The organism is Cryobacterium sp. TMT2-15-1 (assembly GCF_004402345.1).
In the GTDB taxonomy this organism is placed as follows: Bacteria; Actinomycetota; Actinomycetes; order Actinomycetales; family Microbacteriaceae; genus Cryobacterium; species Cryobacterium sandaracinum.
Genome location: NZ_SOGD01000003.1, coordinates 1 through 23,682 on the forward strand (window position 1 = coordinate 1; position 23,682 = coordinate 23,682).

Below are 23,682 nucleotides of genomic sequence, written 5' to 3' on the forward strand. Positions count from 1 at the left end.
GGCCCAGCCGGCAGCCCCGGCAGCCCCTGCGGCTCCGGCCCCAGCTGCCCCGGCAGCTCCTGCGGCTCCGGCCCCCGCGGCCCCTGCGGCTCCGGCCCCCGCGGCCCCGGCCCCGAGAGCCGGAGCGGTCGACACGGCGCTGTCATTCGCCACCCAGCAGCTCGGCGACCGCTACGTGCTCGGCGGCTCCGGGCCGAACGTCTGGGACTGCTCGGGGCTGACCAAGGCCGCCTACGCGGCGGCGGGCATTTACATTGGCTCGCACTCGGCCACGAACCAGTACCGCACCATGGCCAACGAGGGTCGCCTGGTTCCCTTCAGTCAAGCTCAGCGCGGCGACCTCGTATTCTGGGGTGGGGGCGGCGACTACTACCATGTGGCTATCTACGTGGGCGGCGGCAAGATCCTCGAGGCCCCGAACCCGTCCTCGCCCGTGCGCATCCATGGCATCTGGTCTGCCGGCGACGTGGCTCCCTACGTGGGCCGACCCGGCTGACCGGCGAAACGATCACCGGGTTGTCTGGTGCGTGGGCATCTCGGGCGTGTCTGCGAATTCGTGTCACCACACCACGATCGCGCTCAGGACAGTCTCACTGCCGAGATCTCTTCTCGGTTGACTCGACTGCCACCGATCGATCGGGCAATGTGTTCGGCCCGGTGCACAAGGGTCGTCTGCGCCTCCTCGGCAAAGACGGGCCCGCGCGGCGCCGGGAGGGGTGTCACGTCGAGGACGGCTTGGAGGGTCAATCTCACGCCCAGGTAGGAGAGCAGCTCGATGTCACCGATCTTCTCGGCCCTCCACTTGATATGACCGACCCAGCCCGGTAGGAATTGGAGCTCGGTTCGAAGTGTCTCCGTGCGGGCCGTTCGGTGGAGTGACGGGTCCCGGCGGGCCAGAGTTCGCCACACCTGGTAGAAACCGTGCTGCCTGTGGGGCATCGCCCAGAGCGGGTCCGGGTTCAGGTAGGACGACACCCAGGTGGCCAGGTACTCGTCCAGCCAGGGTGCCGATGGCCGCGTTGCGACGGGAGAATTCCACTGCGCGATCTTCATGTCCCGGACCGCCACGCCCACCACGGACACGCTCTTCCCCGCGATCGTGAGCTGTTCGGCGAGTTCGGGAACACGGTGGGCGAGGGCGGCTTCGAGGTCGGCAGTGACGATGGGGCCGCGGTCGGCGTCGTTGAGGTAGGCGTCGCGGGATCGGGTGAGCGCCACGCCCGGGGTGGTGGCGGTCTCGAATGGGCGGGGTTCGTGGCCCGCGAGAGGATTCACGGCGATGAAAGACTCCACAGGCCAGGACGGCACGATGTCATGGGCCGCCGTGGCCACCTGGGCGCGCAGAATTAAATTCATGACAATACTCCTGAGGTCACTGGCGGGCGGGGGACAGCGGGCTGGCGGGGGAGGGTGGTCGTCACGGTCCTGGTGTAAATGAGATCACCGAGGTGGAGTAGCCGGTGTGGGTTACGGGAGAGCAGTTGGACCGCGATGAGGCCGAAGGCGGGCAGGGCCATAGCCAGGCGGGGCGGCGTTGATGGTTGTCACGGGATCCAATGCCGCTGTAAACATCTGCAGGAGGACCACGTATCCGAAGGCCAGCACCACTATTGACGCGGCACCGGTGAGAAGCGTTCGAAGCGTGAAGTCGGTGCTCAAGGCTGTGCCCAAAGTGACGCTGGCGGTCACGGCAACGAACACGAGCAGAGCGGCACTGGCCGTTGACACGGTGGGGGAGAACACCCATTCGGCTGCAGTCAACGCCGCCAACGGCACCAGCACCGACAGCGTCATGGCTGCGGCGAGTGCGAAGGGCGACTGGATCTGTCGGGGTGGGAGGTCCCGGTCGACGGCGTGGTGGCGCACACCCATGCCGGCCCCGAGGGAGAGGGTGGATTTGAATAGGGAGTGGGCGACCAGGTGGAAGATTGCTGCCGCGAACACTCCCAAACCGCAGGCCATGATCATGAACCCCATCTGCGCCATCGTTGAGAACACCAACCGGCCCTTCACATCCGGCCGGACCAGGCGGACCGCCGATGCGTAGACCAGCGTCACGGCGCCGGCCACGAACACCCCGATCATGACGCTCTGGTGCGGCGCGATGGCCGGGGCGAATCGGATCAGCAGGATGGCGCCGGCGTTGACCACACCGGAGTGGGGGCCGCCAGCGTGAACGGTAACCAGCCCTGGAACGGAATCTGGGCTTGAGCGGGCTAACGCCGAGACCACGAGCAGCGCAGCACAGCTCAGTTGGAGCGGCACCGGTAACGACTCCGTGACCACACCAAGATGATCCAGGGGAATGTCTCCTCCGGCGGTGACCAGCAGGATGGCGACAGGAACCAGGAAGGCAGCATCGGCGACCAGGAACCGGGATCCGGTGCGCCGGACGCCGTCCCGGGCCTGCGCAATCGGCCGATAGGTCGTCAGGAGAACAACGAGGGCCGCCCCGGCTCCGATCCAGGCCACGGTGAACAGGGCCACCGACCCGGCGCACACCATCAACACGGTGAACCCGGTGAGCAGATTGGCGGCGACGAAAAACCAGACCTGTCGAAGGTCACCGCGCAGGTATCGAATCGCGAAGACCTGGATCAGTGCGCTGAGTCCCAGCACCAGCATCGACAAAATCAACGCCAGGGTATCCAGGTGCACGGAGGTAGACCCGAACACCACCTGCGCACTTTGGTGTGGTGCGGCAACGGATGCGATAGCGACCGCGACAGTCACAAGGAACCCGAACCCGACCACAGTCGCTGCAAGGCGGGCCACCCTGTCCCCGCTCACCCCCGGCCAGCCGAGGAGCGCAGCGCTCAGCCCCGCGATCCACGGCGTCAGGGTCATACCACCCACTACAAGCCAATCAACCATCGGCGCCTCTCAAAAGCACGCCTTACAAAACCGGAAAAACATAGCACATGTTGAGTGTCGGGATTTGAGTGTGTCAAGAGGCTCGTCGGGTGGGAGATAATCGAGAGATGTCGACCTGGACGTTTTTGACCAATCACGCCCACGTGTTGTTGTGCGTGGCGGATAACCCGAACGTACGGCTACGCGACGTCGCCGTTCAGGTCGGCATCACCGAGCGAGCGGCGCAACGAATCGTCACCGAGCTGGAGGAAGCTGGCTACCTGGACCGCGAACGCGAAGGTCGCCGCAACACCTACCGGCTCAACACGGCGATGCCGCTTCGGCACCCTCTGGATCGCGATCATCGCATCGGGGAGTTGCTTGCTACCTTCGCCAACACCCGTGACCAGTAACAGGTCCGCGGTCTATCTAGGATCGAGAGTGGGGTGTGTGTATCTCGTGAGCCGTGCGGGCTTGGCCACCACCACACCTGCCTTCATCGACATCCCTGCCAATTGAGGGCATGGTGTGGCGGGACATCGGCGGGATGATCTCCGGTCTGCGCGTGATCTAGGCCCGGGACGAGTCCCGGCGGCCCGCACTCACGCCCGCCCGCCCGCACGGCACCACGGGGCACGGGTCGAGTCTGCCGAAAACCCTCACCGGACTACAGGTGACGCGTCTTAGTGGCCCTCTTCCGCCAGTTTCGTGAGGCCGTCGCGCACGATCTGGTCGGCCTCCGCGGCGTCGCCCCAGCCCTCGGTCTTGACCCATTTGCCGGGTTCGAGGTCTTTGTAGTGCTCGAAAAAGTGCTCGATCTCCTTGCGGGTGTACTCCGGGATGTCGGTGACGTCCTGGATATAGTCCCAGCGCGGGTCGCCGGCGGGAACCGCGATGACCTTCGCGTCTGAGCCGCCATCATCCGTCATATTGAACACGCCGACCGGGCGAACCGACAGGCCGACCCCTGGGAACAGCGGAAACTCGATCAGGACCAGGACGTCGACCGGGTCGCCGTCGAGTCCCAGGGTGTTCTCGAAGAAGCCGTAGTCGGTCGGGTACACGAAGCTCGTGTAGAGAACCCGGTCCAGGTACACCCGCCCGGTCTCGTGATCGACTTCGTATTTGTTGCGGCTCCCGCGAGGGATTTCGATTACTGCGTCGTATGCGGCCATGGCCTGGTCTCTCCCTTGTTCACAGTCTGTCGATAACGTTACTGGATGGAGTCCCCACGCCGCCCGAGGCTCACCCCGGCGATCGCCGATGTGCGCCGCCATGTTCGCACCCTGCTCATCGAGGCCGGGCCGGCCCGCGGCGGCCGCCTGGTGCTGGTCGGCCTCAGCGGGGGAGCCGACTCGCTCGCCCTGGCCGCAGCCACGGCTTTCGAGGCGCCGCGCGCGGGCCTGCGCGCCGGGGCGGTCATCGTCGACCACGCCCTGCAGGACGGTTCGGCCGGCGTCGCGGCGGCCGCGGCGGGGCAGGCGCGGGAACTCGGCCTCGACCCGGTTCTCGTTCTTCGGGTCACGGTCGACCACGGCACGGATGCCGGCGGTCCGGAGGCCTCCGCCCGCACCGCTCGGTACGCGGCCTTCGACCAGGCGCGGCGGGAGACCGGCGCGAGCCACATCCTCCTCGGGCACACTCTCGACGATCAGGCCGAGACCGTGCTACTCGGCCTTGCCCGGGGATCGGGCCCCACAAGCCTGCGAGGAATGAAGCCGGTCGGCGGGCCGATTCTGCGGCCGCTGCTGGGCATCCGTCGCGCCCGGACCCGGCAATTCTGCGTGGATGCCGGCCTGCACCCCTGGCAGGACCCGCACAACGACGACCCCCGCTTCCAGCGGGTGCGGGTACGCCAGACCGTGCTGCCCGCACTCGAGCGGGAGCTGGGGCCCGGCGTGGCCGAAGCGCTCGTGCGCACGGCCGGGCAGCTGCGCGAGGACTCGAGCGCGCTCGACGACCTGGCCCGTGGTCTCAGCGAGCAGCTGAGCGAACCGCTCAGCGACCCTGCCGACGGCGCCGGAATCCGGCTGGACGCGAGCCGGCTGGAGGCGAATCCGCCCGCGGTGCGCCAGCGGATCATCCGGTTCTCGGTCGAACGGGAGTTCGGGGTGTCCCTGGAACGCGTGCACACGCTGGCCGTGCTGCGCCTGGTCACCGACTGGCACGGGCAGAAGCCGCTAGACCTGCCAGGCATTAGAGTTGTACGGCAGGACGGTTGGCTGATTTTCACCGCGCCTGGACACGCCCCGAGCAAAGGACCCTCCCGCTCCCATGGAACCCCGCGACATTGAAGGCGACCTCACCGAGATTCTGATCGAGGAGGAGCAGATCCGCACCCGGCTCGCAGAGCTGTGCCGCCTGATCGAGGCGGACTATGCCGGCAAGGATCTGTTGCTGGTCGGCGTGCTCAAGGGAGCGGTCATGGTCATGGCCGATCTGGCGCGCGAACTCGTGCACCCGATCACGATGGACTGGATGGCGGTCAGCTCCTACGGGTCCGGCACGCAGTCCAGCGGCGTCGTGCGCATCCTGAAGGACCTCGACACCGACCTGCACGGCCGCAACGTGCTCATCGTCGAGGACATCATCGACTCCGGTCTGACGCTCTCGTGGCTGCTGTCCAACCTGAAGTCTCGCGGTCCGGAATCCGTTGAAATCTGCGCCCTGCTACGTAAGCCGGATGCCGCTCGCGTCGACATCGACGTGAAATACCTCGGTTTCGACATCCCGAACCAGTTCGTCGTGGGCTACGGTCTCGACTTCGACGAACGCTACCGCAACCTGCGCTCGGTGGGCGTTCTCGCTCCGCACATTTACAGCTGAGCCTGGTAGCGCTTTGGGCGAACACACGGTCTTCGTCCAGCGCGGTCACGGTAGCCTGTGACCACGATGAACGTCAAGAAGCTACTGCGCGGGCCGCTCCTCTACATTCTCCTGGCGATTGTTGCTGTGTGGGTAGGGTCGAGTCTCATTACCATGTCGGGATTCAAAGAGATTCCGACCCAACAGGGACTGGAGTTCCTGAAAGACGGGAAGGTCTCCGAGGCCACGATCGTCGACGGTGAGCAGCGCGTCGATCTCACCCTGACCAAGGCGGATAAGGACCTCGGTAGCGAGGTCCAGTTCTACTACGTCGCCCCGCGCGGCGAAGAGGTCATCACGGCCGTCACCACTGCCAATCCGGCCGACGGCTTCACCGACGAGGTGCCGAAGTCCAGCTGGTTCCTGTCGCTGCTCGGCATCATGCTGCCCCTGCTCCTGATCGGCGCGTTCTTCTGGTTCATGCTCGCCGGCATGCAGGGCGGCGGCAACAAGGTGATGCAGTTCGGCAAGTCGAAGGCCAAGCTGGTATCCAAGGAGAGCCCCCAGGTGACGTTCGCGGATGTCGCGGGCGCCGACGAGGCCATCGAGGAGCTCGAGGAGATCAAGGAGTTCCTCAAGGAGCCGGCGAAGTTCCAGGCCGTCGGGGCACGCATCCCCAAGGGCGTTCTGCTCTACGGCCCTCCCGGAACCGGAAAGACGCTCCTCGCCCGGGCCGTCGCTGGCGAGGCCAGCGTGCCGTTCTACGCGATCTCAGGCTCCGACTTCGTGGAAATGTTCGTCGGCGTCGGCGCCAGCCGCGTGCGCGACCTGTTCCAGCAGGCCAAGGAAAACGCCCCGGCCATCATCTTCATCGATGAGATCGACGCCGTCGGCCGTCACCGCGGAGCCGGTATGGGCGGCGGGCACGACGAGCGCGAGCAGACCCTTAACCAGCTGCTGGTCGAGATGGACGGCTTCGACGTCAAGGCGAACGTCATTCTCATCGCGGCCACCAACCGGCCCGACATCCTCGACCCGGCGCTGCTGCGCCCCGGCCGCTTCGACCGTCAAATCGGCGTGGACGCGCCCGACATGCTCGGTCGTAAGCGCATCCTGGAGGTGCACTCCAAGGGCAAGCCGATGGCTCCCGGCGTCGACCTCGAGGTGCTGGCGCGCAAGACGCCCGGCTTCACCGGCGCCGATCTGGCCAACGTTCTCAACGAGGCCGCGCTGCTCACCGCGCGTTCCAACGCGCAGCTGATCGACAATCGCGCCCTCGACGAGGCCGTCGACCGCGTGATGGCCGGCCCGCAGCGCCGCAGCCGTGTCATGCGAGACAAAGAGAAGCTGATCACCGCGTACCACGAGGGCGGCCACGCGCTCGTGGCGACCGCGATGCGCAACACCGACCCGGTCACCAAGATCACGATCCTGCCCCGTGGCCGCGCCCTCGGCTACACGATGGTGATGCCGGTCGAAGACCGCTACTCCGTCACCCGCAACGAACTGCTCGACCAGCTCGCCTACGCCATGGGCGGGCGGGTGGCCGAGGAGATCATCTTCCACGACCCGACCACCGGCGCCTCGAACGACATTGAGAAGGCCACTTCCACCGCGCGCAAGATGGTCACCGAGTTCGGCATGAGTTCGGCCGTCGGCCCGCTCAAGCTCGGGCAGGGTTCCGGTGAGGTCTTCCTCGGCCGCGACATGGGCCACCAGCGGGACTACTCCGAGCGGGTCGCCGAAAGCGTCGACGCCGAAGTGCGCCAGCTGCTTGAAGACGCGCATGACGAGGCCTACCAGGTGCTGATCACGAACCGGGCCATCCTCGACGAACTGGCCGCCGAGCTGCTCGAGCACGAGACGCTCGACCAGCACGCGCTGGCCGCGCTCTTCACGGGCGTCGTCAAGCTGCCCCCGCGTCCGCAGTGGCTGTCCAGTGACAAGCGTCCGGTCTCCGACCTGCCGCCCATCGCGATGCCGACTCCCAAAGCCCTCATCGAGAGCGGTGTCGCCGATGGCAGTGCCGCTGGCGAGACCGCCGCGAGCACTCCGGCCCGCACTCCGGCCCGTACCCCTCGCCCCGCCACCGCGTAGGCCCCCGGGTGGCAGTGGACAGGGTGCGGATCGAAGCCGCGGTCGCCGAGATCCTCGCCGCAATCGGCGAAGATCCCGTCCGTCCGGGCCTCAGGGCGACCCCTCGCCGAGTGGCCGAGTCCTACGGTGAGTTCTTCGCCGGGATGGCGGTGGACCCGGTCGACCACTTGCGCGACACGATCCCGGTGGGCCCGCACACGGGTGAACTGGTGCTCCTGCGCGACATCGCCTTCCGCTCCGTCTGCGAACATCACCTGTTGCCCTTCCTCGGCATCGCCCACCTTGCCTACGTGCCGAACGAACGGGTCGTGGGTCTGGGCAAGCTGCCGGCCGTCGTCGACACGATCGCCGCCCGGCCCCAGATGCAGGAACGCCTGACCGAGGAGATCGCCGAGGCGCTCCAAATCGGGCTCGCCCCGCTCGGCGTACTGGTCGTGCTCGACGCCGTGCACGGCTGCGTGACCGCCCGCGGTTCGCGCCAGACCGCCAGCTCGACCGTCACGATGGCCAGCCGCGGGTCCCTCGCCGAACCCGTGAAACGCGCCGAGATCATGGCCCTGATCGGCTCCGGCCGGTGACCCGGCCGCGCACCCTGATCATGGGGGTGCTCAACGTCACACCGGATTCCTTCAGCGACGGCGGCCGGTGGGCGTCGACGGATGCCGCGATCATCCACGCCCTCGACCTGCAGTCCCAGGGAGCCGACCTGATCGACGTGGGCGGCGAGTCCACGCGCCCCGGCGCCGGCCGGGTCGCGCCCGCCGAGGAGCAGTCCCGGGTGCTCCCGGTGATCAGCGAACTCGCCCGGCAGGGGCTCTCGATCAGTGTCGACACTCTCAATTCGAGCACCGCGGCCGCCGCGGCCGCCGCCGGGGCGCAGATCATCAACGACGTCTCCGGCGGCCTGGCGGACCCGCTGATGGCATCCATCGCCGCACGCAGCGGGCTGACCTACGTCGCCATGCACTGGCGGGCGCACGCTCCGACGATGGACGACCTCGCTGTCTATGGCGACGTCGTGGCCGAGGTGCGGGCCGAGCTGGTCGCGCGGGTCGACCTGCTCACCGCGGCTGGCCTGCCGCCGGAGAAGATCGTTCTTGACCCGGGGCTCGGCTTCTCGAAGCTGCCCGAGCACAACTGGCGTTTGCTGGCCCACCTGGACGTCTTCGCCGACCTGGGGTTCCCGGTCATGGTCGGTGCCTCTCGCAAGCGGTTCCTCGCCGGGGTGCTCCCGGCCGACGCGGGCGTGCTGGAACGCGATCTGCCGACCGCCGTGGTCAGCGTGCTGGCCGCGCAGGCCGGCGCCTGGGCGGTGCGCGTACACGACGTCGCGGCGACGCGAACGGCGCTGAATGTGCTGGCACTGGCGGATTCCGCCAGAATGGGACAATGAGAAGCGACTCCATCACGCTCACCGGCCTGCGGGTCAACGCGCACCACGGCGTCTACGACTTCGAGCGGGAGAACGGACAGGACTTCGTCATCGACGTGACGGTTTGGCTCGACCTGCGGCGTGCCGCCGCGAGCGACGATGTGACGCAGACCATCCACTACGGCGAGCTCGCCGTGGAGGTGACGGATGCTGCCCGGCACAACCCGGTCGACCTGATCGAAACCGTCGCCGAGCGCATCGCCGCCGCGGTGCTGGCGCACGACGCCGCCGACACGGTGCAGGTGACGGTGCACAAACCACAGGCACCGATCTCCGTACCGTTCACGGATGTCGCGGTGCAGATCCTGCGGACGCGCGCATGACAGACGGGACCCCGGCGCTGCTCGCCCTGGGCAGCAATCTCGGCGACCGCATGGCCACCCTCACCGCGGCGATCGACGCGCTGGAACAGGAGCCCGGGCTCGAGCTGACCGGCGTTTCCCCGGTCTACGAGTCCGCCGCGGTGAAGGTCGGCGGCGTCGACGACGAGGCACCGCGCTATCTGAACCTGGTGGTCGGCATCCGTTACACCGGGCACCCGCACACCCTGCTCGACGCAGTGAACGCCATCGAGAAGGACCACGGTCGGGTCCGGGTCGAACGTTGGGGCGACCGCACCCTCGACATCGACATCATCGTCTTCGGAACGGCCTCGCTGCACGACGAGCGCCTGACCATCCCGCACCAGCGGGCCGCCGAGCGCGACTTCGTGCTGGCCCCGTGGTTGGACCTCGACCCGGCCGCCGTGCTGCCGGGCCGCGGCCCGGTGCGCGCGCTGCTCGGCGCGATCAACACCACCGTGCAGCGGTACCCCGCACTGCCGTCCGCGGGCGGCAGCCGGTGAAACGTACGCAGCCGTCGGCGCTGATCGCCCTGGGTCTGGCCGGCCTGGTCGTCGTGTTCCTGCTCGAGCTGGCCGCCGCGTCCGGCGGCTCGGCGATGTTCCTGCCCCCGGCCACCCTGCCGATCGCGCTGATCGCGATCGGGATCGGCGTCCTGGCGCTGGCCTGGCCGATCCGTCAGGCCATTCGCGGCTCGGTGCGGAAACACGTCAACCCGTTCCTGGCCATCCGGGTGGCACTGCTGGCGAAGGCGTCGGCGCTGAGCGGGGCGCTGCTTCTCGGCGGCGGACTGGGAATCGTGCTCTACATCCTGACCCGCTCGGTCGTGCCGGCGGTAACATCGTTATGGCCTGCAATCGGGACGGCGGTAGGCGCCGGGATCCTCCTGACCCTGGGGCTGGTGGCCGAGCACTTCTGCACGCTTCCCCCCGATGACGACGATCAAGAGCAGGGAGAAGTGCGTGCCTGACGCGGCTGTAGGACTGGACCTCCCCGACGTGGAGGAGTGGAAGCGCGTCTCCCCGCGTTATGTGGTGGTGGAGACGGTCGGCACGATCGTCTTCGGGCTGGTGCTCACGGCCATGGCCGCGGCGGTGTGGCTGCTCCTCGACGTGCAGTGGGCGCTCTACGTGATCGGCGCGATCGTGTTGATCACCGGGGCCAGTGTCGCCTTCGAACCGCGCCGGGTGCGGGCCATCGGCTATCAGCTGCGACGCGACGACCTGCTCTTCCGCCGGGGCATCATGTTCACCCGGTTCGTGTCCGTTCCTTACGGGCGGATGCAGCTGGTCGATATCACGCGCGGCCCGATCGCGCGCTGGCTGGGTCTGGCCGACCTCAAATTCGTGACCGCGGCGGCCTCGTCGGGGGTGCTCATCCCGGGGCTCGCCGAGGCTGACGCGGAGAGCCTGCGCGACCGGCTCGTGGAGCTGGCCGAGAGTCGCCGGGCCGGGCTGTGACCACGCTCGCCGACGGGGAATGGCACCGGCTGCATCCGGCCAGCCCACTGCTGCGCGGCGGCATCTTCATCGTCGCCGTTCTCGGCTTCATCATCGCCAACCTCCGCGAGCGGCTGATCGACGTCTTCTTCGGGGTGCCGAGATACGGCGGGGACCCGATTGACGCGATCCTCGAGCGCGGCGTCGTCGGCTGGGCGCTGATCGCGGTCGCGGTCGTGCTTGTGCTGATCCTGGTGGTCTTCTACCTGTCCTGGCGCATGCACACGTTCCGGGTCACCGGGGAGGTTGTCGAGGTGCGCAGCGGGATGCTCTTCCGCAGCAACCGCCGGGCCCGCCTCGACAGAATCCAGGGCGTCAACATCGTGCGCCCGTTCATCCCTCGCCTGATCGGCGCCGCGAAGCTCGAAGTCAGCGTGGCCGGTCAGGACGCCAATGTGCAACTGGCCTACCTGGGTTCGACCCTGGCGGACCAGCTGCGACGGGACATCCTTCGCCTCGCGTCCGGACTGCGGCAGCAGCCCATTTCCGCCCCGGATGCCGCACTGGCCCAGGCCTCCCGTCCCGGTCTCGCTCCCGCGTCACCCCACTCTCCCGCGACCGCCGTCGCCGACCGGGCCCGCGACCTCTTCGCGCCCGAGCTGGACCCCGACGCCGCCCCGCCGGAATCGGTGGTGCGGATTCCGCCCGGGCGGCTGATCGGATCCGTCGTGTTCAGCGGCTTCACGGTCTTCGTCGTGCTCTCCGGAATCGCCCTGATCGTCAGCGTGACCGCCGGCGGCAGCGACTGGCTGCTCGTAGCCTTCATCCCTACCCTGATCGGCAGCGTCAGCTTCTATTTCACCCGGGTCACCAAGTCGCTGCGCTACAGCATCGCCGGCACCCCCGACGGCGTGCGGGTCGGCTTCGGGCTGCTCACCACGAGCAACGAGACCCTGCCGCCGGGCCGGATCCACGCGATCGGTGTCTCGCAGCCGTTGCTCTGGCGCCCGTTCGGCTGGTGGCAGGTGCGCATCAACACGGCCGGTCACTCCAGCACCCAGGGTGCCGCCGGCGAGGCCAACACCACAACCCTCCCGGTGGGCACGCTCGCCGACGTCGCCCGGGTGCTCGAATTGATCCTGCCCGGGTTCGACTCGGCGGAGCAGCAGGCCCTGATCGAACGGGGCCTCCGCTCGAAGGGCGGTGACGACGGCTTCACGAACGCGCCGCGCCGGGCTGCCTGGCTGCATCCGTTCTCGTGGCGCCGCACCGGCTACACCGTCGTGGGCGGCATCGCCCTGCTCCGGCGCGGCGTGATCTCGCGGGAGCTGGTGCTGGTGCCGCTGGCCCGGTTGCAGAGCGTCGCCATCTCGCAGGGCCCTGTGACCCGGATGCTGCGCCTCGCCTCCGCCCGGCTGCACACCGTCGCCGGGCCGGTGTCCGCCTACCTCGGAGTGGTGGCCGCCGCAGAGGCCTTGGTTTTCTTCGACCGGATCGCCTCCGGGGCCATCGTGTCGGCCCAGTCCGACACCAGCCACCACTGGAACCAGCCGATCCAGGACCAGCCGATCCAGGGCCAGCCGATCCACGGCCAGCCGACCGCGGCCCAACCCACCTGGAAAAAACCGAACGGAGTCACCGAATGACACCGCGTCCCGGACGGCTCGGAATCGGCATCATCGGTGCTGGCCGGGTCGGCCCCATCCTCGGCGCCGCCCTCGCCGGCGCGGGCCACGCGATCGTCGGGATCTCCGCCATCTCGCAGTCCAGCCGCGACCGGGCCGAGGCGATTCTTCCGGGCGCGCCCATCCTCACCGTTCCCGAGATCGTCGAGCGCAGCGAACTGGTCATCATCGCCGTCCCCGACGCCCAGCTCGAGAGCCTCATCAGCGGGCTCGCGGCCACCGGAACCTGGCAGGCCGGCCAGCTTGTGTTGCACACCTCGGCCCGGTTCGGCACCGCGGTGCTGGCCCCGGCGCTGGCCGGTGGCGCGATCCCGCTGGCCATCCACCCGGCCATGAGCTTCACCGGCACCAGCATCGACCTGGCCCGCCTCGCCGACAGCTACTTCGCGGTGACGGCGCCCACACCGGTGCTGCCGATCGGGCAGGCGCTGGTCGTGGAGATGGGCGGCGAGCCCGTGATCGTCGCGGAGGCCGACCGGGCTGCCTATGCCGAGGCCGTTGCCACCGCCACGGCGTTCTCCACCTCGATCGTGGAGCAGGCCACCGGGCTGCTGGCCGGCATCGGTATCGAGCACCCCGGAGCGGTGATCGCGCCGCTGATGCGCTCCGCCATGGAGAACGCGCTGGCCCGCACCAGCCCCGACCGCCTCGACCTCTCCCAGCTCGACGAACTGGAGTCGCTCGACACCCGCGCCCAGGACGATTTCGACGAATGACACAACCGCAACACACCGGAGGACGAGTGAACGTGCTCACCAAACCAGAAGTCATCGGCACCATCGAGGAACTGCGGAGCCGCCTGACCGACGCGCAGAGCCGCATCGAGAGCGAGCGCGCCGAGCGTGGCGAGGCCGGCGGCACCCCCCGCGTCGTGTTGGTCCCGACCATGGGGGCCCTGCACGCCGGGCACCTGGCCCTGGTGCGCCGGGGCCGCAGCCTCGGCGACATCGTCGTGGTGTCGATCTTCGTCAACCCGCTGCAATTCGGGGTCGGGGAAGATCTCGGCAGCTACCCGCGCATGCTCGAGGCCGATGTCGCGGCTCTTGCCGCTGAGGGTGTGCCGTTCGTATTCGCGCCAACCAGCCAGCTGATGTACCCGGACGGCGCCGCTTCCACCCGGGTTGTCGCCGGCGCGGTCGGCAGCCTCTTCGAGGGCGCTGCGCGCCCCGGGCATTTCGACGGCATGCTGACGGTGGTCGCGAAGCTGTTCAACATCGTCGGCCCCGACGTGGCCGTGTTCGGCCAGAAAGACGCGCAGCAGGTCTTCCTGGTTGAACGGATGCTGGCCGACCTCGACTTCCGCACCCGCATCGAGATCGTCCCGATCGTGCGCGAAGACGGCGGCCTCGCCCTCTCCAGCCGCAACCGCGCTCTCGAACCGGCGCAGCGCGCCGCAGCCCGGGCGCTGTCCGCGGGGCTCGAGGCCGCAGCATCCGTCGCCGCCCAGGGGGTCGGCGCCGCACTGCAGGCCGCCCACGCGCGGATCGACGTGCAGCCGCTGGTTAAACTGGACTATCTCGTTGTCGTCGACCCCCAGACCTTCCTTCCGGTCGGGGGTGAGCATCACGGCCCGGCCCGCATGCTGGTCGCCGCGCTGGTCGGTCACACCCGGCTGATCGACAACGTGGCCCTGGACCTTCCCTAGGTCGCACCACCCGCACGACCGTCACCAGCCAGACCCTCACCAGCCCGACCTTTCATCAACACGTCGTCACATCAATGAGCACGCGCGGGAGCGCCGGGCATCGCCCGGCCGCCACCTGCCACGGAGAACCGCATGAGCGAGCAGAACCCAGCACCGACCGAGGCCGAAATCATGGCCGCCGCAGCGGCGGAGGCCGAGACCAACGAGCAGAAGGTCGTGCGCCTGGCCAAGCGTGACCGGTTGAACGCCGCCGCGACCAGTCCCGCCGGCGGCGCCTACCCGGTGTCCGTGCCCGTCACCGACACGATCCCCGCCGTGCGCGCGCAGTTCGGCGACCTCGAAGCGGATGCCATCACCGGCGTTACCGTCGGCCTCGCCGGCCGCGTCGTGCACCTGCGCAACACCGGCAAGCTCTGCTTCGCCAGCCTGCAGTCCGGGGACGGCAGCCGCATCCAGGCCATGATCTCCCTGGGGGCGGTGGGTGAGGAATCCCTCGCCGATTGGAAAGACCTCGTCGACCTCGGCGACCACCTCTTCGTCTCCGGCGAGGTCATCTCCTCCCGCCGCGGCGAGCTCTCCGTCATGGCGTCGGAGTGGAAGGTCGCCGCCAAGGCGCTGCTGCCACTGCCGAACCTGCACACCGCGCTCAGCGAGGAGACCCGCGTGCGCAGCCGGTACCTCGATTTGATCATTCGCGAGCAGGCCCGCCGCAGCGTGATCCAGCGCTCGCAGACCGTCGCTAGCCTGCGCCACACCTTCACGGAGCGGGGCTTCATCGAGATTGAGACGCCGATGCTGCAGGTCATGCACGGTGGCGCATCCGCTCGCCCGTTCACGACCCACAGCAACGCGTTCGACACCGACCTCTACCTGCGGATCGCGCCGGAGCTGTTCCTCAAGCGCGCCGTGGTCGGCGGCATCGACCGGGTCTACGAGATCAACCGCAACTTCCGCAACGAGGGCGCCGACTCCACCCACTCGCCGGAGTTCGCGATGCTGGAGGCCTACGAGGCTTACGGCGACTACAACTCGATCGCCGACCTCACCCAGAAACTGATTCAGGATGCCGCGTTCGCCATCGCCGGCTCGCACGTGGTGACCTGGGCCGACGGCACCGAATTCGACCTGGGCGGCGACTGGGACCGCATCGGCATGTACGACAGCCTGTCCGCGGCCGTCGGCTACGCGATCTCGCCGGCCACCCCGCTCGCCGACTTGAAGGTGCTCGCCGACACGGAGGGGCTCGATATCGACCACCCCATCCACGGCAAGTACGTCGAGGAGCTGTGGGAGCATTTCGTGAAAGGCGGCTTGACCCGCCCCACGTTCGTTATGGACTTCCCGATCGACACCAGCCCGCTCGTGCGCGGCCACCGGAGTGTTGCCGGGGTGGTCGAGAAGTGGGACCTGTACGTGCGCGGCTTCGAGCTGGCCACCGGCTACTCCGAGCTCGTCGACCCGGTCGTGCAGCGTGAGCGCTTCGTCGAACAGGCGCGCCTCGCCGCCGGCGGCGACCCCGAGGCCATGCGCCTCGACGAGGAATTCCTGCGGGCCCTCGAACACGGGATGCCGCCCACCGGCGGCATGGGCATGGGCATCGACCGTTTGCTGATGGCGCTGTCCGGGCTGGGAATTCGGGAAACCATCCTGTTCCCGCTGGTGAAATGATCATCCGATGAGGTCGAAGCCGCCTCGCGAGCCTGTGCCCGGCGAGCCGGTGCCCGGCCAACCGATCCCGCGCGTCCGTCGTCGTCCGTCCCTGCTCGAAATCTCGATCTGGGTCGGCGTCGCAGGAACCGGGATCTACGCAATCGGCACCGGTATCGCAGGGCTGCTGAACACGTAAACGCCGCGCGCCCGCCCGCCGTTTTCCCGTATCGTTGGAGACATCATGGACAACTTCTGGGTCAGCGCTTTCTGGGCGCTCCTGCCCACCGTCGCCGTCGGGCTGATCTTTTGGATCGTGATGCGTTCCATCGTGCGGGCAGACCGCACGGAGCGTAAGGTCTACGCCCGGATCGAGGCGGAAGAGCGCGCCAAGCTCGGGCTCGATAAACCGGTTACCTAGCACCGAATGTTCGGCATCGACATCTCGACCATCATCCTCGTGATCGCCCTGGTGGTCGATTTCTCCATTCGCGTGGTAGCAATCGTCGTCGTTCCTCGCAACCGTCGGCCGACATCGGGCATGGCGTGGCTGCTCACGATCTTCTTCCTGCCGTACATCGGCGCCCTCCTTTTTCTACTCATCGGCTACCGGACCCTGCCGAAAAAGCGGCTGGAGATGCAGGAGGAGATCAACCAGTTCATCCTCGACAGCACCGAAGGCATCGATCAGGTGCGTCGCGACCACCCCTGGCCACAGTGGCTCGAGTCGGTCGTCGAACTCAACCGCAACTTGGGGTCGATGCCGCTGGTCGGCGGAAATGAGGCGCGGCTACTCGGCGACTATGAGGGCACGTTCGCGGAGATGGTGACCGACATCGACAGGGCCCGCAAATTCGTGCACGTCGAGTTCTACATCCTCTCGCTGGATCCGACCACCGCATCGTTCTTCGACGCCCTCGAGAGTGCCGTCAAGCGGGGTGTCACCGTGCGCGTGTTGATGGATCATATCCAGTCGATGCGCAAGCCCGGCTACCGTCGGACGCTGCGCCGGCTCACGGAATCCGGCGTGAAGTGGGAGCTCCTGTTGCCGCTGCAACCGCTCAAGGGAAAGTGGCAGCGGCCGGACCTGCGCAACCACCGCAAGGTTCTCGTCATCGACGGCCTGGTCGGTTACATGGGGTCGCAGAACGTCATCGACCGCACGTACAACGTGCCGGGAAACATCCGTCGCGGCCTGAAGTGGAAAGACCTGATGACGCGGGTCGAGGGGCCGATCGTGTCGGGTCTCAACGCGATTTTCATCACCGACTGGTACAGCGAGACCGATGACCTGCTCACCCGGGACATCCAGCCGGTGCAGACCGAGGTCGTGCCGCACTCCCTCGACTGCCAGATCGTGCCGAGCGGACCCGGGTTCGAGGGCGAGAACAACCTGCGCCTGTTCCTCGCGCTGCTCTACTATGCCCAGGAGCGCATCATCATCACGAGCCCGTACTTCGTTCCGGACGAGTCGATCATGTACGCCATCACGACGGCCACTCAGCGCGGGCTGCGGGTGGAGCTGTTCGTTTCCGAGGTCGGCGACCAGGCCCTCGTCTACCACGCGCAGCGCTCCTACTATGAGGAGCTGCTTCGGGCGGGCGTGAAGATCTACCTGTACAAGGCTCCCTACGTGCTGCACGCCAAGCATTTCACGATCGACGACGAGGTGGCCGTGATCGGGTCGAGCAACATGGACATGCGATCGTTCAGCCTCAACTTCGAGGTATCGATGATGGTGCGCGGACGCTCCTTCGTGCAGCAGTTGAGGGCGGTGGAGGACGGCTACCGGGAGGACAGCCGTGAACTCACCCTGGAGGAATGGATGAAGCAGCCGCTGCGCTCCACGGTGCTCGACAATCTCGCCCGGCTGACCTCCGCGGTGCAGTAGCGGCGTGCGGCTCGGCTCCGAGCCCCGGCACCTCGATCCACCCAGGTCGGCGGTGGTCGTGGAGGCTCTCTCTCGCGAGGTCCGAACGCGCCGTCTCCGGGTTCCTGCTGGACATCATCGCCACGGCTGACTGTGCGGCCGTCGCCGGACTCGCTGAAGCTCGAGCCGAGACACAACGCCACGCCCGATCTCAATACCTTGCGTGCAATCACTAAGGCCGAGTTCGTGGAGCCGGTCTCAGTCGTCCTCAGCCGGTGGCCGAGTGCAGGCTCGACGCAGCGACCCCCGCCGCCCGGGGAAGGGGCGCGATCTCCCCGGATACAATGCTGCGGATCACGGCGATCGGCAGTTTGGGCTTCCGGTTCGCGTCGGTCAGACCGTTGGTCTCCTGCATCGTGTCCGTCAGCTGGGTGTAACAAAAGCCCGAGAGGATCGGGTTGTCCCGAAGGCTCCCGACGAGGCCTGATACACGATTTTCGAAGTCCTCATAGCTCGTCGCTGTCGTGTAGCCCCACGAGTCATCAGCGGCGTCGGGCGCGAAGCTGACCCCGCCGAATTCAGTGACCATGATCGACTGGCCATCGACCTCGCGGGGGATGAGCTGCAGACGACGGCCTGCCGGCCCCATACCCGCAACGAGGGATCGGATGGCGTCGATGTCCTTGTAATTGGCATCGAGCTGCTCGGCCGTGCCGGCATAGTCGTGGATTGTGAGGATGTCGGATATGGCGTGTTCCCAGCCGTCATTGGAGATGACCGGGCGGCTCGGATCGAGCGCTCGAGTCAGGTGGTAGAGCGACTGGGCGAAGCTCAACTGGGCGTCGTCGTGTGCGATATGTTGAACACCCCAACTCTCGTTGAGGGGAACCCAGGTGACGATGGACGGATGCGATCGGTCGCGGCGCACTACTTCGGTCCATTCGCGGGTGACTCGCGATACTGCCTCCGAAGAGAACTCGTAGGTGCTGCCCATTTCACCCCAAATCAGCAAGCCGAGCCGGTCCGCCCAATAGAGGAATCGGGGGTCCTCGACCTTTTCATGGATTCTCGCGGCGTTGAACCCCAGGGCCTTGATGAGTTCCACTTCGGCTCGCAGAGCTTCGGCCGAGGGCGCAGCGAGGTGCGACTGCGGCCAGTAGCCCTGCTCCAGCACCGATCGTACGAAGTACGGCCGGTCATTGAGCAGGAACCTGCCGCCCGCGACACCGACGCTACGAAGCCCGAAATAGGAGAAGGACTCGTCGAGAATGCTTCCGTCGTCAGCAATGATCGAGACATGCGCGTCAATCAGTCGCGGGTTTTCCGGTGACCAGAGGAGAGCTTCATAGGCCTGACCGTTCGCCTGCCGAGAAATTTGAATGGTTGCCTGTGATCGCGGCTCAACGGTCATGAAAGACTGCCGGGCGAGAATTCCGCCCGCGATGGACAGTTCCACCTGAACAGTAACGCTCGCCGCCGGGCGCCGTGTCAGGTCCACCTCGATCGCGACGTCCCCAGCCGGCACGTTCGGAATCCAACGCAGTGCCGTGATGCGCTGATCCGGCACAGACTCGAGCCAGACCGGTTGCCAGATCCCCGTGGTGCGGTGGTACCAAATGACGTGCGTATCCTCGAGCCAATCCTGTTTGCCCCGCGGCTGAGCTACGTCGTGGGGGTCGTCCTCGGCACGAACCACGAGCACGCAGTCCTCTTGGGGCGACAGCGCTTCGGTGATATCAAAGGAGAACGGCGTCTGGCCGCCCTCGTGAGACCCGATGAACTGGCCATCGATCCACACAGAGGCGCGGTAGTCGACCGCCCCAAAATGCAACACCACTCGGTCACGTGCGCGGGACAGGCCGCTCGCGGCCACGTCTTCGGGGCTGATGATGCGGGAATACCAGACAACGGGATGGAAGCCCGGCTCGGCGATTCCCGACATCTCCGACTCAGGTGGAAACGGAACAGTGATGACCCGGCCAAGGTGTGCAGGGTTTGCGAACCACTTCTCACGTCTGCCGATGTCGTGATCGTCGTGATCGAATGCCCACTCGCCGGCGAGATCGTGCCAATTCGGGCGGACAAGTTGCGGGCGGGGATACACGCCACCCTGGGCACTGGCAGAAAGCGGGAGAGAACGCGACATACCGCAATCATGCCGACAAATTACAGCGCTGTAAAGTCCAAGTTTTGGTCGAGGCGGCGAGGAGTGGATGGAGCGCTCTCGCGCACTTCGAGTGAATGCCCCACGATCCTGTGGCGGCCAACCCCCCGGTATCCAGCGATTCGTTCCTCGAGGAGATCGAAAGCAGCCGCGGCGATAGCGGTCTTCCTCGGCGCCACGGAGGTGAGTGTCGGGGACGTGTACGCGGCCAAGAAGGTGTTGTCCCAACCGACCACGGCCACATCTGCGGGTACCGATCGCCCGGAATTATGGAGGGCTTTCAATGCTCCGATCGCAAACCGGTCGTCGCGGCAGACCACGCCGTCAAAACGCACCCCGCGCTCAATCGCCTCGGCAACCGCACGAAGGCCTGCTTCAGCCGTGAATTCCAACGCCGTGAATACCAACTCAGGATCCAGTTGGACCCCAGCCTCCAGAAGACCCTGTTGGTAGCCGAGAAGGCGCTGATTCGTCGAACCAGTGATGTCCGCCGCTATGACACCGAGAAAAGCGACGCGTCGACATCCTCTCGCTAAGAGGTGCCGCGTGGCATCGAGAGCGGCCGAGACGTTGTCGATCATCACGTGGTCCGTCATGACAGGCATGGCCGCCTCGCCGAGCAAGACCAGCGGAGTGCCAGGATCGAGCTTCGCAATGTCGAGCGATTCCATGCGGACGGGGTGAAAGATTACGCCGTCGACCAGCCCAGCCTCTCGATCGCTGAGTACCGCCCGTTCCGCGATGGGATCGCTCAAGGTCTGCTCGATAATGACTCGGTATCCTCGACGAGTTGCTTCTTCGGCAATATGACGGGAGAGTTCCGAAAAGTACGGATGGTCGATTTCGGGGATCGCCAGGGCGATCATTCCGGTTCTTCCGGTAGCCAGACGCCGCGCCGTAAGGTTGGGTCGGTAGCCGAGCTGGTCAATTGCCGCTTGCACCTTCTCGCGGAGCGCCGGGGCCACGTGAGGATAGTTGTGAACGACGTTTGAGACGGTCTTCATGGACACGCCCGCGAGCTCCGCGACGTCTATGAGTCGAACCCTTGCCATGTTTGTCCTGTCCTGTCCAGTCCGGTCCGGTCCATCCTAAGGCGACTGTGGCCAGGCGCTGGAAACGGCTTTTGTCGCGAATCCTCGCAGACTAGACAAATATCTTTCCAGCGCTGTACATTGACGGAAGGCGTTCGTCTGCCGCTCCGATTGGTGCGGGGAATGGGCGGCCCGCTTCGCGCATGGGTCGCGGAGCGATGTTTTCGATGAGGAGGACGAACGATCATGAAGCAGAAAGACTTCCTGGGGCGGCGAATGATTGGGGCCACTGCCCTCGGTGCCGCACTCATGCTGGTACTGGCCGGATGCTCTGCGGGCGGAACCGGGCAGGCGGCGAGTGAGCCTTTCACCGGTGAATACACCGGACCTGAGGTGGAGCTGTCCTATTGGAACGGCTTCACCGGCGGGGACGGTCCGTTCATGGAGAAGATGGTGTCCGACTTCAATGCTGAGCATGACAACATCAAGGTCGTCTCGAACACGATGCAGTGGACAGACTTCTACCAGCGACTGCCCGCAGCGGTGACCGCCGGCGAGGGTCCCGACGTCGGCGTGATGCACCTGGACCAGCTCGCGTCGAATGCCGCGCGAAACGTCATCGTACCGATCGACGATCTCACCGAGGACCTGGGTCTGACGTCAGACGACTTCACCGACGAAGTCTGGAATGCCGGCGTCTACAAGGACGCCCGATACGGCATTCCGCTCGATGTGCATTCCCTGGCCATGTACTACAACACCGAACATTTCGCCGCCGCTGGGATCGAAGAGGCCCCGACCGACGCGGCTTCCTTCCAGGATGCGCTCGACAAGCTCAAAGCAGCTGGGTACGAAACTCCATTCTGGATGCCGACGCGGTGGCCGAGCCACCTCATGAACCTCTCCGTGCTGTGGCAGAACGACGGTGAACCCTATGGTGACGACGGGGCAACGTTTGATTCAGCAGCCGGGGTAAAGGCACTGGAGTGGCAGCGCTCCATCGTGGACGACGGTTACAGCCCGAGTGACGTCGCCATCGACTCTCAGTACGTCGCCTTCAAGAATGGTGAAACCTCGATCACCTGGGACGGCATCTGGCAGATCAACGATCTCGCCGAGTCCGGTCTGCCTTACGCGGTCGCCCCGGTCCCCACAATTGGTGACACAGATGCCGTCTGGGCCAACTCCCATAACTTCTTCCTCCCCCGCCAGGCAAACGCGGACCAGAACAAGGTCAACGCGTCGAAGGTGTTCATCGCTTGGATGAGCGAGCAGTCCGCCGAGTGGGCAGGATCGGGCATGATCCCCGCCCGTCAGTCGGTGCGCGATGCGGGCGCCCTCGACGGCCTGCCGCAAGAAGCAATCGCGGCGACGATCGATTCGATGCGTTTCTTGCCGCCCATTCCCGGAATCGGTGGGGTGCAGGCCGAGACCCTCGAAATCGCAGTCGCCGACGGGGTTCAGGGAACGACGACGCCGAGTGACGCGCTCAAAAAAGCCGCCGGAACGGCGACGAAACTCATGGCCGACAACAAAGCCTCGTTCGGGGACTGACCAATGTCGACGAAGGTCGGTGAACGCGTCCTCCCCACGGGGAGGGCGCGCCGCCCCTCGGCTTCCGACCCGGAGTCGCAGAAAAATCGTGGAATGCGAGCGGGCACCCGGCAGCAGGGGATAGCCACACCCTGGCTGTTCCTCGCCCCCTACCTGCTTCTGTTTAGCAGCTTCGTCATCCTCCCCGCAGTTCTAGGGGTGTGGATCAGTCTTCATTCCTGGGACTACACGTTGCCGAACAAACCCTTTGTCGGCCTCGACAACTACGTCGCCTTGTTCTCACCCGGATCGACGGTTTTCGGTCCGTTCTGGGGGTCCATGCGGGCCACCGGCATCTTCACGGTACTCAGCGTGCCACTGCTCCTGATCGTCCCGCTCGCCGTCGCCCTACTCATGAGCAAGAAGTTTCCCGGACGTGACTTTCTCCGAGCAATCTACTTCGCCCCCTACGTACTCGGCGTCGCCGTCATCTCGGTGCTGTGGCGATACCTGCTCGACAACAACATCGGGCTGGTGAACCACTATTTGGGACTCCTCGGACTTCCGGATGACACCGCGTGGACAACGACGACGCCCGCGGCCTGGGTCGCGCTCGTGGGAGTGACCGTCTGGTGGACGCTCGGATTCAACGCCGTCATCTACCTTGCCGGCCTTCAGGACATCCCGATCGAACTCTACGAAGCCGCACGTGTTGATGGGGCCGGACCGTGGATGCAGTTCCTGCACGTGACGATCCCCGGGCTCAAGCCCATCCTCTCGTTCATCACCATCATCACCCTCCTGGCATCCGCCAACATGTTTGGCCAGTCCTATCTGATGACTCAGGGCGGCCCCGGACGTGAAACGCGCACGGCCATCTATCAGATCGCCGACGCGGGTCTGCGCAACTTTCAGATGGGCAGCGCCGCAGCGATGAGTTATGTACTGACCGTATTCCTCATGGCGATCAGTGCCTTTGTCTTCTACATCTTTCGCGAGAAACAGCCCAAGAAGCTCAAGAAGGAGGTGCGCTCGTGAACGCTCTCACGACCAGGATCAGTGCCGGTTCCCGTGCACGCAGTGCACGTCGACGGAGTGGCATAATCACTCGGGTCGTCATTCTCGGCGCGATCGCAATCG

The 23,682-nt window shown here is 66.4% G+C and carries 25 protein-coding genes; 20 read left to right on the forward strand and 5 right to left on the reverse strand.

All coding sequences use genetic code 11. The features are described from left to right. On the forward strand, positions 1-496 hold a 496-nt coding region (locus tag E3O62_RS00135), incomplete at its 5' end, for a C40 family peptidase (protein ID WP_166786379.1). 83 nt (positions 497-579) lie between these two features. On the opposite strand, the gene E3O62_RS00140 is transcribed toward E3O62_RS00135, so the two are convergent. Together E3O62_RS00140 and E3O62_RS00145 are read right to left on the reverse strand one after the other, a co-directional pair. Beyond that, positions 580-1,356, reverse strand: coding sequence for a putative inorganic carbon transporter subunit DabA (locus E3O62_RS00140; RefSeq protein WP_134397135.1), 777 nt, complete (start codon positions 1,354-1,356; stop codon positions 580-582). A 111-nt stretch (positions 1,357-1,467) separates the two neighbouring features. After that, a complete protein-coding gene (locus tag E3O62_RS00145; protein ID WP_166786380.1) occupies positions 1,468-2,847 on the reverse strand; it encodes a proton-conducting transporter membrane subunit in 1,380 nt (459 codons plus the stop codon). A gap of 134 nt (positions 2,848-2,981) precedes the next feature. Here E3O62_RS00145 and E3O62_RS00150 point away from each other — a divergent pair, with 134 nt between their 5' ends. Beyond that, a complete protein-coding gene (locus tag E3O62_RS00150; RefSeq protein WP_134395386.1) occupies positions 2,982-3,266 on the forward strand; it encodes a MarR family transcriptional regulator in 285 nt (94 codons plus the stop codon). Positions 3,267-3,536: 270 nt separating this feature from the next. On the opposite strand, the gene E3O62_RS00155 is transcribed toward E3O62_RS00150, so the two are convergent. Beyond that, the gene (locus E3O62_RS00155; RefSeq protein ID WP_104102469.1) at positions 3,537-4,028 is read right to left on the reverse strand and encodes an inorganic diphosphatase; all 492 of its coding nucleotides are present in this window, start codon (positions 4,026-4,028) and stop codon (positions 3,537-3,539) included. Positions 4,029-4,073: 45 nt separating this feature from the next. On the opposite strand from E3O62_RS00155, the gene tilS reads away from it, so the two are divergent. From tilS to cls, 16 genes are all read left to right on the forward strand, one after another. Next, positions 4,074-5,147, forward strand: a complete 1,074-nt coding sequence (tilS, locus tag E3O62_RS00160) for a tRNA lysidine(34) synthetase TilS (RefSeq protein ID WP_134397137.1) — start codon at positions 4,074-4,076, stop codon at positions 5,145-5,147. Then, positions 5,128-5,679: a hypoxanthine phosphoribosyltransferase gene (gene hpt, locus E3O62_RS00165; protein WP_104169606.1), complete on the forward strand. Its 552-nt coding sequence runs from the start codon at positions 5,128-5,130 to the stop codon at positions 5,677-5,679. The genes tilS and hpt overlap by 20 nt, the downstream gene beginning before the upstream one ends. A 66-nt stretch (positions 5,680-5,745) precedes the next feature. Next, positions 5,746-7,755, forward strand: coding sequence for an ATP-dependent zinc metalloprotease FtsH (gene ftsH, locus E3O62_RS00170; protein ID WP_134395384.1), 2,010 nt, complete (start codon positions 5,746-5,748; stop codon positions 7,753-7,755). 8 nt (positions 7,756-7,763) lie between these two features. After that, complete coding sequence (folE, locus tag E3O62_RS00175; RefSeq protein ID WP_134397138.1) at positions 7,764-8,333, forward strand: GTP cyclohydrolase I; 570 nt, start codon at positions 7,764-7,766, stop codon at positions 8,331-8,333. A gap of 20 nt (positions 8,334-8,353) precedes the next feature. Further along, positions 8,354-9,148: a dihydropteroate synthase gene (gene folP / locus E3O62_RS00180; protein ID WP_134397158.1), complete on the forward strand. Its 795-nt coding sequence runs from the start codon at positions 8,354-8,356 to the stop codon at positions 9,146-9,148. Continuing rightward, the gene (folB, locus tag E3O62_RS00185; protein WP_134397139.1) at positions 9,145-9,510 is read left to right on the forward strand and encodes a dihydroneopterin aldolase; all 366 of its coding nucleotides are present in this window, start codon (positions 9,145-9,147) and stop codon (positions 9,508-9,510) included. Before folP ends, folB begins: the two co-directional genes overlap by 4 nt. Further along, entirely contained in the window at positions 9,507-10,031 is a 525-nt protein-coding gene (gene folK, locus E3O62_RS00190) for a 2-amino-4-hydroxy-6-hydroxymethyldihydropteridine diphosphokinase (RefSeq protein ID WP_134397140.1), read from the forward strand. The genes folB and folK overlap by 4 nt, the downstream gene beginning before the upstream one ends. Continuing rightward, complete coding sequence (locus E3O62_RS00195) at positions 10,028-10,498, forward strand: DUF3180 domain-containing protein (RefSeq protein ID WP_134395380.1); 471 nt, start codon at positions 10,028-10,030, stop codon at positions 10,496-10,498. Before folK ends, E3O62_RS00195 begins: the two co-directional genes overlap by 4 nt. Beyond that, the gene (locus E3O62_RS00200; RefSeq protein ID WP_104102447.1) at positions 10,461-10,988 is read left to right on the forward strand and encodes a PH domain-containing protein; all 528 of its coding nucleotides are present in this window, start codon (positions 10,461-10,463) and stop codon (positions 10,986-10,988) included. Before E3O62_RS00195 ends, E3O62_RS00200 begins: the two co-directional genes overlap by 38 nt. Next, the gene (locus E3O62_RS00205) at positions 10,985-12,613 is read left to right on the forward strand and encodes a PH domain-containing protein (protein ID WP_134397141.1); all 1,629 of its coding nucleotides are present in this window, start codon (positions 10,985-10,987) and stop codon (positions 12,611-12,613) included. The genes E3O62_RS00200 and E3O62_RS00205 overlap by 4 nt, the downstream gene beginning before the upstream one ends. After that, a complete protein-coding gene (locus tag E3O62_RS00210) occupies positions 12,610-13,368 on the forward strand; it encodes a Rossmann-like and DUF2520 domain-containing protein (protein WP_134397142.1) in 759 nt (252 codons plus the stop codon). Before E3O62_RS00205 ends, E3O62_RS00210 begins: the two co-directional genes overlap by 4 nt. After that, on the forward strand, positions 13,365-14,297 hold the full coding sequence (gene panC, locus E3O62_RS00215; RefSeq protein ID WP_134397143.1) for a pantoate--beta-alanine ligase: 933 nt from the start codon (positions 13,365-13,367) through the stop codon (positions 14,295-14,297). The genes E3O62_RS00210 and panC overlap by 4 nt, the downstream gene beginning before the upstream one ends. 171 nt (positions 14,298-14,468) lie before the next feature. Beyond that, the gene (gene lysS / locus E3O62_RS00220; RefSeq protein WP_370448868.1) at positions 14,469-15,965 is read left to right on the forward strand and encodes a lysine--tRNA ligase; all 1,497 of its coding nucleotides are present in this window, start codon (positions 14,469-14,471) and stop codon (positions 15,963-15,965) included. Positions 15,966-15,972: 7 nt separating this feature from the next. Continuing rightward, entirely contained in the window at positions 15,973-16,143 is a 171-nt protein-coding gene (locus tag E3O62_RS16425) for a hypothetical protein (RefSeq protein WP_158252116.1), read from the forward strand. A 45-nt stretch (positions 16,144-16,188) separates the two neighbouring features. Next, positions 16,189-16,365: a hypothetical protein gene (locus tag E3O62_RS16430; protein ID WP_166784554.1), complete on the forward strand. Its 177-nt coding sequence runs from the start codon at positions 16,189-16,191 to the stop codon at positions 16,363-16,365. Positions 16,366-16,371: 6 nt separating this feature from the next. Next, complete coding sequence (gene cls / locus E3O62_RS00225) at positions 16,372-17,835, forward strand: cardiolipin synthase (protein WP_134397145.1); 1,464 nt, start codon at positions 16,372-16,374, stop codon at positions 17,833-17,835. Between the two features lie 247 nt (positions 17,836-18,082). Here cls and E3O62_RS00230 read toward each other — a convergent pair whose 3' ends face one another. Both E3O62_RS00230 and E3O62_RS00235 read right to left on the reverse strand, forming a co-directional pair. Next, entirely contained in the window at positions 18,083-19,960 is a 1,878-nt protein-coding gene (locus tag E3O62_RS00230) for a glycoside hydrolase family 2 protein (protein ID WP_134397146.1), read from the reverse strand. A gap of 20 nt (positions 19,961-19,980) precedes the next feature. After that, on the reverse strand, positions 19,981-21,030 hold the full coding sequence (locus E3O62_RS00235; RefSeq protein WP_134397147.1) for a LacI family DNA-binding transcriptional regulator: 1,050 nt from the start codon (positions 21,028-21,030) through the stop codon (positions 19,981-19,983). Between the two features lie 225 nt (positions 21,031-21,255). On the opposite strand from E3O62_RS00235, the gene E3O62_RS00240 reads away from it, so the two are divergent. Next, positions 21,256-22,563, forward strand: coding sequence for an ABC transporter substrate-binding protein (locus tag E3O62_RS00240; RefSeq protein ID WP_134397148.1), 1,308 nt, complete (start codon positions 21,256-21,258; stop codon positions 22,561-22,563). 93 nt (positions 22,564-22,656) lie between these two features. Next, positions 22,657-23,580, forward strand: coding sequence for a carbohydrate ABC transporter permease (locus E3O62_RS00245; RefSeq protein ID WP_134395372.1), 924 nt, complete (start codon positions 22,657-22,659; stop codon positions 23,578-23,580). The last annotated feature ends 102 nt before the right edge of the window (positions 23,581-23,682 follow it).